Origin of the sequence: Pseudarthrobacter sp. CCNWLW207 (assembly GCF_037203945.1) — a bacterium.
Taxonomy (GTDB): Bacteria; Actinomycetota; Actinomycetes; order Actinomycetales; family Micrococcaceae; genus Arthrobacter.
In genome coordinates this window covers 1-15,184 of record NZ_JBBCBS010000005.1, presented here as the reverse complement: position 1 = coordinate 15,184, position 15,184 = coordinate 1, and the positions used below count along the sequence as shown (strand labels likewise).

Genomic DNA, 15,184 nt, shown 5'->3' with positions numbered 1-15,184 from the left:
CAGAGATGAAGGACATGACCTTCAGGACGGGAGAAGCCCGGGACGCCGCTGCGCCTGAACCGGCGGTGGGTGGCGATCTCGCCGGCCAGCTCAGCGATCTCGCCCGGGAGCTTCAGCAGGAGGAGGACACTGAAGCACTGCTGGTGGACATTGTTCACGCTGCCCTGGACCTGATCCCGCACGTTGCCGATGCCTCCGTCAGTCTCGTCATGGGCAGGAGGACCGTCCAGTCCCGGGCAGCCTCAGGAGATCTCCCCAGGAAGGTGGACGCATTGCAGAGCGCCACGGGTCAGGGACCCTGTATTGATGCCGCCTACGAGGAACGGATTGTCCGGGTCCCGAATATGGGCCGTGAGCAACGTTGGCCGGATTTCGCGCGCGCAGCCAACGACGCCGGTGCCCGGAGCATGCTGTCATTCCAGCTTTTCGTCGAGGGGGACAACCTGGGCGCCCTCAACCTGTACGGCGACGACGTTGACGTCTTCGATCAGGAATCAGAACAGGTCGGCCTGCTGGTAGCCGCCCACGCGGCGGTCGCTTTTTCCGAGGCACAGGAAATCAGCCAGCTCAACCATGCCCTGGACACACGAGACCTCATCGGACAGGCCAAGGGAATCCTGATGGAAAGGTTCAAAATCAGCTCCCAACAGGCGTTCCAAATCCTGACCAGGGCCAGTTCCGAATCCAATATCAAACTCAGGGACGTCGCCGACCACCTCGCCCGCAGCGGAGAAATCCTCACTCGCCACCGCGGCTAGGGGTCTTCCCCTGTACGTTCCGTTCCTTGGAGTTTAGGCAATATTGCCCGGATCTTGAGCCGATCCGGCGTGTCCGCAAGTACTCCTGAAGCTACTGTTTCCGTAGTGGTTCAGGCAGATGGACCCCCACTCTGAGTGGTTGGAGCACCGAATGGCTGACAGCAAGCACAACGATGGAGAACGTCAGAAAGCCCAGGAGCAGGCCGGAGACGAAGCTTCTGAATCGGCAGACAGCGGTGAGAAGGTTCATGAGGACCGTCCTGACCAAGCACAAAGGCCGCGCCGCATTCCAGGCCTGCACGGCTACGACCCGGATCAATGGCCGGACGCAAGCGTTTAGCGTCGTCACGGCCCCGCCGGCGGACCTTTCATTGGAAGGCGTACCACGCATTGAGCCTCAACCGTAGCGCTAACTTAGAGTCATGGCTGATTCTGAAGCGGTTACAACGCAACGTTCGACGGTTGAAGACTGGACGCGGGCTTTAGCGGAGTCCCACGGTTCGCCGGGCGGTGGGGCCGGCACGGGAGTGATGCTGGCCATCGCCGCGTCACTGACGTCCATGGTTGCCGGATACACGGAACCAGGGGCGGCCCAGCACGGGGAGCTCAACGATCTCCACGCGCGGGCGCATTCCCTGCGGGAGGCCGCTCTTCGGCTGGCCGACGACGATGCTTCGGCGTCTGCTGCTTTCGGGGCTGCCTTCAGGCTTGAACCGGGGCCGCAACGTGAGGACGCGATACACCGTGCCTCCATCGAGGCCGCCAAGGCATCGGCGGTGCTCGGCGAACGCGCTATCGACGCCATCGATGACCTGGGGTGGCTGGCATCCAACGGAAACCCAGCGCTCATTTCCGATGTCGTCGTCGCGTTCGGTGCCCTGCGCGCCGCGGTGACAGGGGCACGCACCAACGTCAGTTTTGACCTGGCGCAACTGACCGCCGCCGGTGCCACGCTCGAACAAATCCGGGAACAGCATCCCGTTTTGTGGGCCACTGTTGAGCGCTTCAATGCCGCCCTGGACCGCATCGACGGCTTGACGGGCAAAATAGACCACCGGGCCGCCCCCACTGACGCCTCGCCGTTGGGGTGAGCCCGGAAGGTTCAGCAATAACGCCTCAGTAACGGCACTTCCGTAAGTTCAGGGTGAACCGAACCGATCAGTGGGAGGTAAGCCATGGCACCGCGACTCATCGAAGTCCGCCAGCCCAAATCAGGCGATGTCGTTGGCCGGGACTTTACGATCGCCGGCTTCGGCACGGGATTTGAAGCCACTGTGCTGTGGCGGGTGCTCGACGCTGCCGGGCACATCGTCGCCACCGGCAACATCCAGGGCGCGGGGAGCATGGGGGTGATCCGTGACTTTGGGCATCAGGTTTCACTCGGCGGATTCACGGCCCGGGCCGCCCACATGATGCTTCAGGTTTTCGGCGAAGACGCCTCCGGTATGAATCCGCCCGGGACGGATCTGAACGTCGTCCCGGTTACGGTATTCACGGGGCTGGAGGGCTTCAGGCTCTACGAAGTGGTTAGCGGTGACAACCTGACAAAGATCGCCCGCGATCAGGGACAAAACACCACGGCCGACGACATTTTCCAAGCCAACAGGGATCGAATCAGCAACCCGAACCTGATTTTTCCCGGCCAAGTCTTCCGCATCCCGCTCCTTGCCTGACGGTTGCCCCGTGGCGTGAGGCCATAGGGGAGGCAGTCCAGCCGCAGTAATTTTGATTCAGGACATGAAGGAGAAGCCCGAACAGCTTGGGGCCATTGCGCCTGCGCTTCGTAAGTTCAGGTAAATTTTGTCCATTGAAATGCCAAACTTCCCCGGGTGGAGTCGTACGATGGCCTCGTCCTATCACTCAAATTTGGGGGAAATCACCATGAGCTATCCGCAATACCCGCAGCAGCAGGCACAGCCGCAGACCTTCCAGGGCGGCGAGCCGCCGCTCTGGGCACCGTACTACGGAGCGCCGTTCCCGGCTGCCGTCAAGCGGTTCTTCAAGAAGTACGCCACCTTCTCCGGCCGGGCCAGCCGAAGCGAGTTCTGGTGGTGGGCCCTTGTTTCATTTGCTGTGAGCATTGTCCTTAACATCATCAGCGGCCCGGCGACGACGGCCGACGGCACGCCAAACTTTGGCGTCGGAAGCATTCTGGCCCTCATCTGGGGGCTGGCCACGATCGTCCCGTCCCTGGCGCTGGTTGTGCGTCGTCTCCACGACGGCGGCTTCAGCGGCCTGCTGGCCCTGCTCCTGCTGGTGCCTTTCATCGGCGCCCTGGCGGTGCTGGTCCTGACGATCCTGCCGTCCAAACCGGAAGGCCAGAAGTACGACAGGCCGGCGGGCGTCTAGCTCGCAACTCGGTCAGTCCACGAAGCTGACCCACCACATGCAGAAGGGCCCGTTCGGACGAACGGGCCCTTCTGCATTCCTCTTCAGTCAGCCGCCCACACGTGCCGGAGGGGGCTCGGCAGTCAGGTTTCATCCAGAAAACTCCGGAAGAGTGGAAGGCTGCGGGCCTTGCGCCCGCGAAATTCAGTCGAGCATCGAGGGCCCAGTTCCTGCCTTGGACCAGCCAAGGCCGGCACTGGCCGGACGGAAGCCCCGGAGGTTATGTGACGTTACTCATTGGTGGACCCGTGAAGACGGCCGCCCCGCAAACTACGGTTCGCCAGAGGCTGGGCGGACTGGATGTTCTACGCGGTGCCGCAGTTGGCGCCGTCCTGCTGGGGCATTCGTGGCCCGGAGTCTTCCAGGGCGCCGGAATCGTCGGTGTCATTGTGTTCTTCGTGCTGAGCGGTTACCTGATCACGGGCGTCCTGATGAGGGATGTCGAGCGGCACCGAAAGGTCCGTTACGGACGCTTCTACGCGCACCGGGCCTTCCGACTGCTGCCGGCATTGACCGCCTTCCTGGGCGTATACGCCATCGTGGAACTCATGGCCGACGTCCTCGGGGACCGGTCGGAGGGAATCATCGGTTACACACTCCTGGCCGGTTTCGGGTACCTCAAGGACCTGCCGCTGCCGTTCGATGTCAGCATGGCCATCGGGCCGCTTTGGACACTTGCGGTGGAGGAACAGTTCTATCTCATCTGGCCGGCCCTCCTGGTGCTTGCCCTGCGGACGAACCGGCAGGCGCGCCTGATTAGCTGGTCGGCCGCCGTCGTCTATTCACTAATGGCCGCAAGCGTTTTGGGGATGCTGATCCTTGCCCCGCACCTGCACTCCCTGGTCTACGCGCTTCCGACGACGTGGGGCCTCGGGCTGATCATCGGTGCCGCACTGCGCCTGTATCGTGTGCGGCTGTCCGGCTGGTCCTCGGGGCGCAGCACCCGGCGGGCGGCCCTTCTTGGTGCGGCCGCGGTCCTGGGTGCGCTGATGTTCTTTCCCAAGGCCAACGAGTCCCCGGCTTTCTTTTTCGCCTGCGGCCCCCTGGCCATGGTTGCCGCCGCCGTCTTGGTGGTCCTGGCCTCTTCCACTCAGCGCCAAATGCCTCAATGGTCCCGGCCATTGCAGTTGCTGGGCACGGTGTCCTATGCGGCGTACCTCTGGAACTATCCGGTTATCCTGTGGCTCAACCACGGATCAACGGCCAACCTTCCGCCGCTCGTGGCAGTGATGGCCATCGTGCTGACCCTGCTCGTGGCGGTGATCAGCTGGCACACAGTGGAAAGGCTTGGCCGCATGGGACGCGTACGGTTCGACAAGCGCTACGGCACCTAGGGGCTGGTCTCCTCGGTCGATGGCGTCGTCGAAGCTTTGGCCACGTCGGCGGGGGAGCCCTGCCGGCGGCTCGCCAGCAGGAACGGGACCACAAAGAGCTGGATCACACCGGCCATGGCAAGGGATGCGGGGTAGCCGAACACGTCGGCACCCCGGCCGAGCGCCGGCTGGACCACTACGCCACCGCTCGATCCCATCAGCGAAGCAAAGCTGAGTACTGTGGCCCGCTGCTTGGACGGGATCATGTCGTTGACGTAGGCCTGCCGCACGGGCATTGCCGCGGAGTCGACCACAGCCCACAGCGTCAGCAGTGCCAAGGCCACCCAGAACACCTGGGTAATCCCGAGCACCAGGAGAAGCAGCGCGCTGATACAGGCGCTAAGGATCAACACGGACGTGCGTTTGCGGAACAGGCCCCGGACATGGGGGGCGAGCCAGCCGCCCACTACCTCCGCGCCGGCCACGATTGCCGCCGCCAGGCCGGCCACGGAGTACGCCCGCGGATCCCCGAAGAGCTCCAACAGGTACGGCTGCAGGGCATAGAAGACGTAATATCCGACGCCGGTACTGAAGGGGGCAGCCAGCATCACGTACCGCACGGGCGGGATTTTCAGGCCGTTGTCGATCGAAGCGGACAGCACAGCCCGCGTCGCGCGCAAGGGGTGCGCTGACCGTTCAGGGGTGAACCCGACGTCGTGCATGAGCCAAAACGCCAACGCGAACATGGCCAACAGCACGCCCACCCGCACAAGGAACGGCACGCCGAGGTCCGTGGCCTGGGCAATGACGCCGCCGGCCACCGAGCCAACGAGCATCGCCACCCCGGACACCATCTGCCCGCGCCCGAAGACCGACTCGAGCCCGCCTTCGTACCCCGAGAAATGCAGGGCATCCACCAGCCAGGCCTCAACCGCCCCCGAGAAGAACGTGAAACCCAGGCCCAGCAGTATCGACACCGCGGCCCACCAGGGGAACGGCGCAGACAGCAGCCACAGCAGGTAGTAAAGGTAGGTCGAACCGGCCAAGGTTACGGTGCCCAGCAGGAACGAAACCCGACGGCCCCAACCGTCGGCGATCACTCCCGTGGGAACCTCGAAAATTACCATTCCGGCCGTGAAGAAGGCGTTCGCGGCGAAAGCTTCGAAGTTTGTCAGCCCCGCGTCAAGCAGGAATAGCGTGTTGACGCCCCAGATGAAGGAGGCCGCAAGGGTATTGCCCAGCGTCAACGTCAGATAGATGCGCTGAATCTTTCGGGCGGCAGCGTTCATCGTTTCGCCGTCCCCGCCGCGGCGAGTTAGGAACACGAGGCTATTCTCGCCCCGTTCAACGTGGTGTGCCAGAGAGCCGGCGAAACCCCAGCATCCCCCTACGCTTCGTGGGTCGTCGGAATGTCCTGGGACGCCGCCCATTCGCCAACGTCGCGGCGTTCAATGGCCGCTGCCATCAAGTCAGGGAACAGGTCGGGCGTGCAGGCGAAGGCAGGGACGCCGATTCCCGCGAGGGCCGCGGCATGGCCCGAGTCGAAGGACGGGTGGCCGCTGTCGCTCAGCGCCAGCAGCGCGATCATGGTGGTCCCCGAACCCACGATCGTGGCCGCGCGCCGCAGCATTTCCTCCGCTATCCCTCCTTCGTAGAGGTCGCTGATCAGCACCAGGATCGTTTCGGTGGGCTGGGTGATCTGCTCCTGGCAGTAAGCCAGGGCTCGGTTGATGTCAGTGCCGCCGCCAAGTTGCACGCCAAAGAGCACATCAACGGGATCGTCCAGTTCATCGGTGAGGTCCACGACTTCGGTGTCGAAGACCACGAGCCGGGTGCGCACGGACCGCAGCGAGCTGAGCACAGCTCCGAACACGCTGGAGTACACCACAGACTCGGCCATGGACCCGGACTGGTCGATGCACAGGATGATTTCACGCTGGATCTCGGTGCTGCGCCGGGCATGGCCGACCAGCCGCTCGGGCACGATCGTCCGGTATTCGGGCTGGTAGTGCTTGAGGTTGGCCGCGATCGTCCTGGCCCAATCAATGTCCCGATGGCGGGGCCGCCGGGACCGTGCCGCCCGGTTCAGCGCCCCGGAGACCGCCTGGACAGTCTTAGCGCGCAGGCGGTCCTCAAGCTCATTCGTCACGTGCCGGATGACTGTCCTGGCAGTCTCGCGGGAATGCTCGGGGATCACCCGGCCGAGGCCTACCAGCGTACTGACGAGGCCGACGTCGGGCTGTACCGTTCGCAGCATCTCCGGCTCGAGGAGCAATTGGCGCAGCCCGAGCCGGTCCATCGCATCGGCCTGCATCACCTGCACGACACTGGACGGGAAATAGCTCCGTATGTCACCCAGCCAGCGGGCCACCCGTGGGCTGGAGGCGCCGAGGCCACCACGGCCGTTCTTTTCCGCCCCGTACAAAGCCTCGAGGGCCTGGTCCCGGCGCGCGTCAGCGGTTGAAAGCACCACGCTATCGCCGTCCGCCGTGCTGATACCGTCCGCAGCCTGCCCGCCAAGAACCAGGCGCCAGCGGTTCAGCCGGCCGCGCGGGCCGATGACATCAGGGTTCGCGTCCGTCACGCGACCACCTCCCATCCGAGATACCTGGCCATGGTCCGGATCGCAGGGCCGGCCGACGCCAAGTCCAGAGTTGTCTGGCTGTCCGTTTGCCCGGCGTCGTCAATGCGGCTCACCTGCTCGCCGATCTCCCGCCTCTCCGGCTGGCTGAATGCCGAAAAGGTCCTGCGCAGCAGCGGGAGGACGTCGTCGAAGACGTCGTCGTCAACGCCGGCGACCCAGTCGTCCACGATCTTGAGGAGGCGCCGGTCATAAACCAGCAGCGTCGCGTCGCCGGAGAGCAGGCCCTCCAGCCAGGCAGCGGCTTCCCGCGCCGGAGTGGCCACTGAGAGCCGGCGACTGAGCCGGGCGGCGACGTCGTCCGCGTCCACAAGGCCCGCGTCCAGCAGCAGCCTGGTGGCGCGTCCCGCCACCGAACCGTGGATCCGGTCCGAGCCGGCGACGGCAGCGAGCGCCCGGTGCCAGTCGCCGAGCGGCAGGTCGGGCATCAAGGACAGTCCTTGCTGGGCCGAGTCGATGGCGCGCCGCATGGCGTCCGCAGCTTCATCGTCCAGGCCTGCGCAGGCTGTGGGCAGTCCCACGCAGGCGCGCACCACCGTTGTGTCCAGGATCTTCCGTACACCCGTGACGTCAACCCCGCGGACGTTTCCATACCTACAGGTCCGGGCTAGCGGGGCGATGGTTTCCAGCAGCGGCGCGACGTCCTGCTGCAGGGCCGTGCGTTCAGCAAGTACCGTGACGACGCCACCTATGCCGTCGGGCAGGTCAGCGAGCAGGCAGCTTGCGAGCAGTTCGCTAAGCTCGGCCAGGCTGCCGGCGGCCTGCGCACGTTCGGACACACAGGTCGAGGCAGCCGAGGCGACCGTCGTGCCGTAGCGGCTGGCTTCAACCACTGCAACCGCGAGTTCCGGCTGCCAATGGAGCGTCCAGACCTCCTTGAAAGTGCCCGTGGTCCGGCCGGTTTCGCTCTGCGCGCCCCAATGCACTCCGAGCAGTGCCAGCCGGTGCAGCAGGACCGAGCGGGCCAGCTGATTAGGCTTGCGCAGGTCCAGGGTCAGGACCTCTTCCATGGCGCTGGGCTTCCACCGGAGCCTGCGTTGTGTGGCTGCCAGATCGGCGGCCAGGGGGAGGGTCGGCGCGGAGTCCGGCACGCTCCCGAGTTCGAGTCCAACGGTGAGTTCGCGATGGACCAGGGCCAGCGGGAGGGGCGAACCGTCGCACAGCACGGCCTGGGCGGCGTCGTCCAGTTCCGCCAATCCCGGGCTCGGCCGGCCCCGGACGGCGGCCAGGGCAGTCGCCATCCTGCTCGCTTCCACCACCGAGGCTGTTGATGCGTCGAGGTTTTCCCGGCGCAGGGCATGGGCTACCCGGACCAGCCAGGTGGTGGACACGTCCGGGCCGGAGCCCCGGGTCATCCAGTGCGAAAAGAGATGCTGGTACCAGCCCGGTGCGGTGACCCCGGCACCGTATCCGCTGCGCAGGCTGAGCCGGCCCGAGGTCCATGGCACCCAGGTGACGGCGACCTTGGCTTTAGGCAGGCCGGCGAGCACTTTATTGTCTGCAGACACCGGGGGAAAGTCGGCGGGCACCAGCGCCGGGGCATGATAGGCACCGCACACGACGGCGATCCGTGCGTGCCCTTCACGCATGGCCGCCCTGATCAGGCGCCGCATCGCGGCTTCCCGCCGGTTGTTTTCCAGCACGTCGGGGTGGTCGCCCGGCCGGCCGTCGGCCGCACGGATCTCTGCAATGGCCTCGGTCAGTGCCGTGAACCGGTCGACTGGGTCAGTGTTGCGGTGCTCGATGGCATCCTCCCACCACCGTTCGGCGTCGCTGTAGCCGGCGGCCGCGGCGAGCATCCCGATCGCGTCGGGCCGGTAAGGCTGCTGTGGAGGGGCAGGTGGTTCCGTACCTTCTGCGGAGGGGCCGTCGTCGTCCTCCCTCTCACTGTCCGACGGCGGCACGGGAGGCACAGTTGGCACGTCCGACGGCGGCATGGGAGGCACAGAGGGCGCAGGGGCCATCTGCAGCGCGAAAGTGTGCGCCGCCGGCAGGTCGATCGCCCGCACCTGAGTGCCGGTGGAGAGGGCCCAGCGGATCGCCACCCATTCCGGCGAGAAACTGGCCATCGGATAGAAGGAAGCCAGCCGTGGCTCATCTGCTACGTAGATGAGGCCGGCGACTGGCGGCACCATCTCGGGATCGGATAGTAAGGGGATGACCTGGTCCAGTTCCGGAGGTCCCTCGACCAGCACCAAATCCGGTTTGAGGCTGGCCAGTGCTTCAGCGACGGAGTGTGCTGAGCCGGGGCCATGGTGCCGGATCCCCAGGATGTGGACGTCTGTCATCGGTCAGGGCTCATCGGTCAGGGCCAATCGGTCAGAAGCCACAGTCAGTTGGTCGATTCGAGGTCGCGGCAGGCCCGGTAAAGGTCCTTCCACTCTGGCCGGTTCCGCACGACGGTTTCCAGGTATTCCTGCCAGATCACCCGGTCCTGGACAGGGTCCTTGACCACCGCGCCCACCAGGCTGGCCGCTACATCCTGGGCCCGGACGGTTCCGTCACCGAAGTGCGCAGCGAGGGAGAGCCCGTTGGTCATGACCGAGATGGCTTCTGCTGTCGACAGGGTCGCCGAGGGCGATTTAAGAGTGGTTCGCTGGTCCTGGGTTACGCCTGCGCGCAGTTCCCGCATGACGGTGACCACCCTTCGGATCTCGGAGAGCGCGGCCAGGTCAGCCGGAAGCTCAAGGGCCTCGCCCAGGCTCCGGACCCGGGTGGTGACAATCTCCACCTCCTGGTCGATGCTGTCCGGCAGCGGCAGCACCACGGTGTTGAAGCGGCGGCGCAGTGCCGAGGAGAGATCGTTGACGCCTTTGTCGCGGTTGTTAGCCGTCGCGATGATGTTGAAGCCCTTGCGTGCCTGCACTTCTTCGTTCAGTTCGGGGATTGGCAGCGTCTTCTCGCTGAGAATCGTGATGAGGGAATCCTGGACGTCGGACGGGATCCGGGTGAGTTCCTCCACGCGAACCAGGCTTCCGGTTTCCATCGCGCGCATCACCGGCCCGGGGACCATGGCCGCCCGGGACGGGCCGTCGGCGAGCAGCCGCGCATAGTTCCAGCCATACCTCAGTGCCTCCTCCGGAGTTCCGGCGGTGCCCTGGACCACGAGCTTTGAGGATCCGGAAACGGCTGCGGCGAGATGCTCTCCCAGCCAGGTCTTAGCGGTGCCCGGCACACCAAGCAAGAGCAGGGCCCGGTCCGTTGCCAGGGATGCCACTGCGATTTCCACCAGCCGTTCCGAACCCAGGTATTTGGGCGTGACTTGCACTCCGTTACCGCCCAGGGTGACAGCCGCCAGCTGGGCGGACGGGGCCGGTCGTCGACGGTGGCCAGCGCGCTGAGCTCGTCGGCGTACGCGTGCTCGGCGTGGGCGCGAAGGACATCGGTGCCGTTAGGGGCATTGGTCATGGAAAAGCCTCCGTCAGGGATTGTCGGAATGATTGGTACTGCAGGGCCTCACGGAGCACGCGGCGCCGCGCGGCGTCGTCGTCTGAACGCTCCAGCAATCGCCGGGCCTGCTCGGCCGCCTGCGGCGGCAGTGCCGCGGGCAGGACGTCGGCCAGCATGCTTGCCAGCTGTCCGCCGTTCTTGGCCGAAATCTGCTCAAGCACGGCTTCAGCCAGGGCAGTTCCCCAGGGACGTGGCATGTCACGCAGCGGTGTGGCCAGTGCGAAGGGGTTTGCGGCGCTGGCCCGGATGTGCCGGATCAGTGTCTCTTCGCGCTCATCCTGAGGCAGGCAATTGAGCAGCCGCAAGTCCAAGCGGAGCTCCAGGAGCGCACGAGCCCAGTCACCGTCACCCCGCAGTGCGGCAATGTCCCGGATCGTTTCGAGGACGCGCTTTTCGCTTTTAAGCAGTGCCACAGTTGCCGCGGGGCTGCGGCCAGAGGCCTTTGTCCAGACGTCGAGCGGGGCGCCGCGGACGACGGTGTCGAGCCGGCCCAACAGGTCGGGCTCACCGCTGAGTGGGTCCGGCGCGATCCCGTCCCGCAGGGCGACCGCGTCCGGTTCCGAAGGGAGGTCGATCTCGAATTGCTTGCGCAGCACGCCCTTGACGCGCAGCAGCGGGAGAAGCCGGGTGGCCATACGGCGGGCGCGGGCGCTGGCGGGGAGTTGGTCGAGCAGGCCGGCGGCAACCTCTCGGACCACCTTGGCTTTGTCATCGAGCGCCTGCTCGAGCAGGTCCTCGTCGTCGTCCCCGAGGTTCATCGCCAAGGTGCCCAGGTGGGCGGCCCGCTCCCGCGCTCCGAGCGTGTCCCAGTGGGCGGCAAGGTATTCGCGGGCGGCGGCAGGGTTACTCCTGCGGAGGCGTTCCAGTTCTTTGGTAGCGTCCGCGCTTTTCAGCTCCGCCCAATCCGTTGCACTGGCTGCCGGCAGGTCGGACCCCCGCGCTTTGAGGTCCTGAAGCCAGCGGCCCCGGGCACCGATCGCCGGCTGCAGAAGCGCTGCGACCCCGGGCTTCGTGTCCGCCAAAGCCAGCAGCACAGGCAGCAGTCTGTGCGGAACTCGTCGGCCGAAGGCTTGGGCCAGCTGGAGCCAATCGGCCACCAGCATGTCCCGAAGCTCCTGTCCGACCGGCGGCTGGGTAAGCAGCAGTTCCAGCAGTCGGGCGGCCGCATCGGAGGCTATGGGGGCATCATCCGGTGGGGCTGGCTCGGGCAGGTCAGCTGCAGCCAAAGTGGTGGATTCCCGGGAGGAACGGCTGACGGCGTCGGCCAGGGCCGCCTGGTCAAGCACCAATTCCTCGCTGGACAGGCCTTCCGGGGGGCGGACGCCCAGTTCACTGGGCGGCGGCGGTGCCGGATGCCGGGCGGTCCCGACGAGCGCCGCCGTCCTGAGCTCGGCCAGCCAGGTCATGGCGTCACCACCGTTCCACCAACGACGGCGGACAGTGGCCGTAGGTGGCCCTCGTCCAGTTCGCCGAACACGTCCACGGGATGACCGCCGGTGAGGGCCAGCAAGGCGTCCAATGGTGCGTCGACCAGGGGGAGGGCGTCTCCCGCTCCGTCCCGCAGCCAGCCGTGGTCACCAGGACAGATGCGCACTCCGCCCAGCAGGAAGGGGTGGCGCTCACGCCAGGGGGAGAGGGCTACCGCGGCCGATTCGGCTTCCATCGCTTGGGCGATACTGCCACCGTCGCCCAGGCTGGTTGCCGTTCCCAAGGGTGCGGCGGGGCTGGTGAACATGGCGCGCCTCGGTGCGGAGCCGGGGTATCGTGCGAGCGTGGCGTCCAGGACAGCGCCGGCGAGCTGGGGCGTCGCCAGGGACTCACTCTGGGCAGCAAAATCGAGGACGACGACGACCGTTCCGTCGGATGCTCGGAGCCAGGTCCGTTGCTGCTTGAGCCTGCCGTCGTCGCTGCGGTGGGCGCCCAGGACCAGCCAGGGACCGTGCAGGGCCTCGGTGCCGTGGACGTCCGCCGTCGGAACTGCCCAGCCGACGGCCACCCGGAGATCGGCGAGCTCCTCCGGCGTCAGGATTTCTCTCATGCGCCAGGCCTTGGTCACGGCCCACCAGCGGCCTGCGCGGAACAGCAGATGGTCGGCCCAATCGGCCCGGGCGTGTACGTCCGAACCCATGGCCCTCACCTGTTCAGCCAAACCCGGAAGCTGGGCGTCAACAAGGCGGGCTGCCACCCCGTCCCACCAGGAGTACGGCTGGGTGCGTGCGGACGCCAGCCCGGTCCTGACCAGATCTGTCAGCCACCGGGCGAAGTCCTCGATCCCCGCATCCATCAGTGCCATTCGGTCGGCCAGCCGCTTCGCCTGTGCTGCAGGATCCGTCGGCTGATCAGTAGGGCGTTTTTCCCGCGCAGCGGACCGTTCCGCCCGCTGGGCCGCCCATTCCTGGGCGAAACCGGCGGTCTCTGTGCCGGCGTCGGCCGCTTCACCCCGGGACCACATAAGCAGCAAAGCCAGGGCGTGCTTGCAGGGGAATTTCCGGCTGGGGCAGGAGCACCGGTAGGCGGGGGCCACGGTGTCCACGCTCACCTGATAGGGCGTCTTTCCACTGCCTTGGCATTTGCCCCAGACCAGGTCGTCGTTGCTGCCCGTATCCGACCAAGGCCCCGGCCGTGCCAGCTTCCGCGCGGCCGCGAGGGACGACGCGTCGGGAGCGGCGCCTATCACCTGCTGCTCGCTCCATCGCCCCATGAAGCACATTGTGCCCGATGTCACAGGAAGCGCCAAGGTGAGCAGCGCGGCCTGGCCCTCAAGATCTGAACAAGATTGCCAGGATCCGTGACGTCCGGCTATGTGCAGGAGTCTGAGCCGCCGAGCAGGCCCAGTCCCTTGCCTGCGTCCTCCCATACCGCGGCTGAAACGGGCGTTCCGTGGAGGCCCAGGACAAGGACCCCGTTACCGTTTTCGTCGTAGTAGAGCTCGACGCCGCTGACGCGGGGTTGAGGCATGCCACCAGCGTAGGCCTGCCAGTTAACCTGCGAAAGGCCCGCGTGCAAGGCCCTCGGGAACGCGGAGAGCTTAACTGAAGACTCTTGCGCACCCTCCCAGGGCTGAGCGAGACTCTTTAGGAACTTGATGCACCGATCAATGGGATTGCACAACAAAACCAGCGGTAAGGGACGCAGCGTCGCGTCCCTCAGCTCAGCGGCAAAGCCGTCGCGGGGTTTGATCGCGCAGACTTGAGGAGAGCCATGGCCGGCATGTTTGAACTTTACGTGGACCCCGAATCCTGTTTCAGGTTTCGGCTCACAGCACCGGATGGAACGGTGATGGCCATTTCCAAAGCCTTTGACACCAAGACCGCAGCGGTTGCCGGCATTGCCGAGGTGCGTGAGTATGCCGGCATGGGACACATCACCGATCTCTGCCCGAAGGCCGTGAAGGAGGCGCGGCCGGATAATTACGACCTCCCGGTTGTCCAGCCCCATGAGGTCCGGCGTATTCCGGCCGCTGACCTTCATGGCCGTATCAGGCCGATCCGTCAGCCCGCCGGGCCACGGTGGGCGGGCGCGGTCTAACGCTGCTGGCGCATCCGTGTCAGGATCAGGTATGCCACACCGCCTGATGCTGCTCGACACCGCGTCACTGTACTTTCGCGCCTTCTACGGCCTGCCGGATAGCATCCGTCGCCCCGACGGGACACCAGTGAACGCTGTCCGCGGCCTTCTGGACATGATTGCCAGGCTCACCACCGATTATGGTGCGACGCACCTGATCGCTTGCTGGGACAACGACTGGCGCCCGCAGTGGCGGGTGGATCTCATTCCGACCTACAAGGCCCACCGGGTCGCGGAGGTCATGACGGATGCAGCCGATATCGAGGTTGTTCCGGATGCGCTGGAGGCCCAGATTCCGATGATCCGCCACGTGCTTGACCTCGCTGGCATAGCCGTCGTCGGGGCTGACGAGCACGAGGCGGACGACGTCGTGGGCACGTACGCCAGCCACGCCGAGTTTCCGGTCGACGTCGTCACGGGAGACCGCGATTTATTCCAGGTGATCGACGACGCCCGCCAAGTGCGCGTGATCTACACGGCGCGAGGGATGAGGAACCTCGAAGTGTTGACGGAAGTGGTCGTCGTCGGCAAGTACCTCGTGCTGCCCCAACAGTATGCCGACTATGCCACGCTCCGCGGCGACGCATCGGACGGGCTGCCAGGCGTCGCCGGTGTCGGTGAGAAGACCGCCGCGTCGCTGCTCGGGCAGTTCGGCACGCTGGACAATCTGCTCGCGGCGGCAGCTGACGGGGGAGGCGGCGTTTCCGCATCCGTGCGGGCAAGACTCGAAGCCGCTGCCGGTTACCTCATGGTCGCGCCCACGGTAGTGAAGGTGGTACGCGACCTCAAGTTGCCCACCCTCGAGGAAGCCGGAGCGCAACTTCATCCCGTCGGAGCCGACTCGCGCGCCGAACTGGAGCGTCTTGCTGTCGACTGGAATCTGGGCAGCTCTGTTAAACGGCTGCTGGCCGCCTTGGACCAGCGCTAGCCTTGGGCCAGCGCTAAAGGTGCTGGTCGGGAACCAGTTCGCTCAGTACTTGGGGTGGCCAGTGGGGTGGTTCCCAGTCTTGGTGTTCGCTTTGGTAGTGGCGTCCGGTGGGTGAGGTCCAGCCGGGTGGTTTGTCGAT

General features: G+C 65.8%; 15 protein-coding genes and 1 pseudogene. 8 read left to right on the top strand and 8 right to left on the bottom strand.

The genetic code is table 11. The annotated features are described in order from the left end of the window. The first annotated feature begins 5 nt into the window (after window positions 1–5). From V9L17_RS09760 to V9L17_RS09735, 6 genes are all read left to right on the top strand, one after another. Window positions 6–758 (top strand): GAF and ANTAR domain-containing protein, encoded by a 753-nt coding sequence (locus V9L17_RS09760; protein WP_337351275.1) that lies wholly within the window; start codon window positions 6–8, stop codon window positions 756–758. Between the two features lie 151 nt (window positions 759–909). Then, window positions 910–1,098, top strand: coding sequence for a hypothetical protein (locus V9L17_RS09755; protein ID WP_337351274.1), 189 nt, complete (start codon window positions 910–912; stop codon window positions 1,096–1,098). 82 nt (window positions 1,099–1,180) lie between these two features. Further along, window positions 1,181–1,849 (top strand): cyclodeaminase/cyclohydrolase family protein, encoded by a 669-nt coding sequence (locus V9L17_RS09750; RefSeq protein ID WP_337351273.1) that lies wholly within the window; start codon window positions 1,181–1,183, stop codon window positions 1,847–1,849. 84 nt (window positions 1,850–1,933) lie between these two features. Next, on the top strand, window positions 1,934–2,431 hold the full coding sequence (locus V9L17_RS09745) for a Gmad2 immunoglobulin-like domain-containing protein (protein WP_337351272.1): 498 nt from the start codon (window positions 1,934–1,936) through the stop codon (window positions 2,429–2,431). A 208-nt stretch (window positions 2,432–2,639) separates the two neighbouring features. Then, window positions 2,640–3,107: a DUF805 domain-containing protein gene (locus V9L17_RS09740; protein WP_337347230.1), complete on the top strand. Its 468-nt coding sequence runs from the start codon at window positions 2,640–2,642 to the stop codon at window positions 3,105–3,107. Window positions 3,108–3,394: 287 nt separating this feature from the next. After that, window positions 3,395–4,480: an acyltransferase family protein gene (locus tag V9L17_RS09735; protein WP_337351271.1), complete on the top strand. Its 1,086-nt coding sequence runs from the start codon at window positions 3,395–3,397 to the stop codon at window positions 4,478–4,480. On the opposite strand, the gene V9L17_RS09730 is transcribed toward V9L17_RS09735, so the two are convergent. From V9L17_RS09730 to V9L17_RS09700, 7 genes are all read right to left on the bottom strand, one after another. Further along, window positions 4,477–5,748 carry an MFS transporter gene (locus V9L17_RS09730; protein ID WP_337351517.1) on the bottom strand — a complete coding sequence of 424 codons (1,272 nt, stop codon included), beginning with the start codon at window positions 5,746–5,748 and terminating at the stop codon, window positions 4,477–4,479. The two genes, V9L17_RS09735 and V9L17_RS09730, sit on opposite strands and share 4 nt — an antisense overlap. A 98-nt stretch (window positions 5,749–5,846) precedes the next feature. Beyond that, on the bottom strand, window positions 5,847–7,043 hold the full coding sequence (locus tag V9L17_RS09725; protein ID WP_337351270.1) for a VWA domain-containing protein: 1,197 nt from the start codon (window positions 7,041–7,043) through the stop codon (window positions 5,847–5,849). Next, on the bottom strand, window positions 7,040–9,388 hold the full coding sequence (locus V9L17_RS09720; protein WP_337351269.1) for a DUF5682 family protein: 2,349 nt from the start codon (window positions 9,386–9,388) through the stop codon (window positions 7,040–7,042). Before V9L17_RS09720 ends, V9L17_RS09725 begins: the two co-directional genes overlap by 4 nt. Before the next feature lie 44 nt (window positions 9,389–9,432). After that, on the bottom strand, window positions 9,433–10,368 hold the full coding sequence (locus tag V9L17_RS09715; RefSeq protein WP_337351268.1) for an ATP-binding protein: 936 nt from the start codon (window positions 10,366–10,368) through the stop codon (window positions 9,433–9,435). A gap of 136 nt (window positions 10,369–10,504) precedes the next feature. Further along, window positions 10,505–11,956, bottom strand: a complete 1,452-nt coding sequence (locus V9L17_RS09710) for a DUF5691 domain-containing protein (protein ID WP_337351267.1) — start codon at window positions 11,954–11,956, stop codon at window positions 10,505–10,507. Beyond that, window positions 11,953–13,251: an SWIM zinc finger family protein gene (locus V9L17_RS09705; RefSeq protein WP_337351266.1), complete on the bottom strand. Its 1,299-nt coding sequence runs from the start codon at window positions 13,249–13,251 to the stop codon at window positions 11,953–11,955. Before V9L17_RS09705 ends, V9L17_RS09710 begins: the two co-directional genes overlap by 4 nt. A 98-nt stretch (window positions 13,252–13,349) precedes the next feature. Further along, window positions 13,350–13,508, bottom strand: a complete 159-nt coding sequence (locus V9L17_RS09700; RefSeq protein WP_337351265.1) for a hypothetical protein — start codon at window positions 13,506–13,508, stop codon at window positions 13,350–13,352. Between the two features lie 321 nt (window positions 13,509–13,829). Between V9L17_RS09700 and V9L17_RS09695 the strand changes: the two genes are divergently transcribed. Together V9L17_RS09695 and V9L17_RS09690 are read left to right on the top strand one after the other, a co-directional pair. After that, entirely contained in the window at window positions 13,830–14,078 is a 249-nt protein-coding gene (locus tag V9L17_RS09695) for a hypothetical protein (protein ID WP_443198025.1), read from the top strand. A gap of 31 nt (window positions 14,079–14,109) precedes the next feature. Continuing rightward, window positions 14,110–15,045 carry a 5'-3' exonuclease gene (locus V9L17_RS09690; protein ID WP_337351516.1) on the top strand — a complete coding sequence of 312 codons (936 nt, stop codon included), beginning with the start codon at window positions 14,110–14,112 and terminating at the stop codon, window positions 15,043–15,045. A 40-nt stretch (window positions 15,046–15,085) separates the two neighbouring features. Here V9L17_RS09690 and V9L17_RS09685 read toward each other — a convergent pair. Then, a pseudogene (locus V9L17_RS09685) lies at window positions 15,086–15,184 on the bottom strand (HNH endonuclease); the annotation flags it as partial.

Coding starts and splice junctions, on each gene's coding strand:
- V9L17_RS09760 (WP_337351275.1), top strand. CDS start 6: ATGAAGGACATGACCTTCAGGACGGGAGAAGCCCGGGACGCCGCTGCG.
- V9L17_RS09755 (WP_337351274.1), top strand. CDS start 910: ATGGCTGACAGCAAGCACAACGATGGAGAACGTCAGAAAGCCCAGGAG.
- V9L17_RS09750 (WP_337351273.1), top strand. CDS start 1,181: ATGGCTGATTCTGAAGCGGTTACAACGCAACGTTCGACGGTTGAAGAC.
- V9L17_RS09745 (WP_337351272.1), top strand. CDS start 1,934: ATGGCACCGCGACTCATCGAAGTCCGCCAGCCCAAATCAGGCGATGTC.
- V9L17_RS09740 (WP_337347230.1), top strand. CDS start 2,640: ATGAGCTATCCGCAATACCCGCAGCAGCAGGCACAGCCGCAGACCTTC.
- V9L17_RS09730 (WP_337351517.1), bottom strand. CDS start 5,748: ATGAACGCTGCCGCCCGAAAGATTCAGCGCATCTATCTGACGTTGACG.
- V9L17_RS09720 (WP_337351269.1), bottom strand. CDS start 9,388: ATGACAGACGTCCACATCCTGGGGATCCGGCACCATGGCCCCGGCTCA.
- V9L17_RS09710 (WP_337351267.1), bottom strand. CDS start 11,956: ATGACCTGGCTGGCCGAGCTCAGGACGGCGGCGCTCGTCGGGACCGCC.
- V9L17_RS09705 (WP_337351266.1), bottom strand. CDS start 13,251: ATGGGGCGATGGAGCGAGCAGCAGGTGATAGGCGCCGCTCCCGACGCG.
- V9L17_RS09700 (WP_337351265.1), bottom strand. CDS start 13,508: ATGCCTCAACCCCGCGTCAGCGGCGTCGAGCTCTACTACGACGAAAAC.
- V9L17_RS09695 (WP_443198025.1), top strand. CDS start 13,830: ATGGCCATTTCCAAAGCCTTTGACACCAAGACCGCAGCGGTTGCCGGC.
- V9L17_RS09690 (WP_337351516.1), top strand. CDS start 14,110: ATGCCACACCGCCTGATGCTGCTCGACACCGCGTCACTGTACTTTCGC.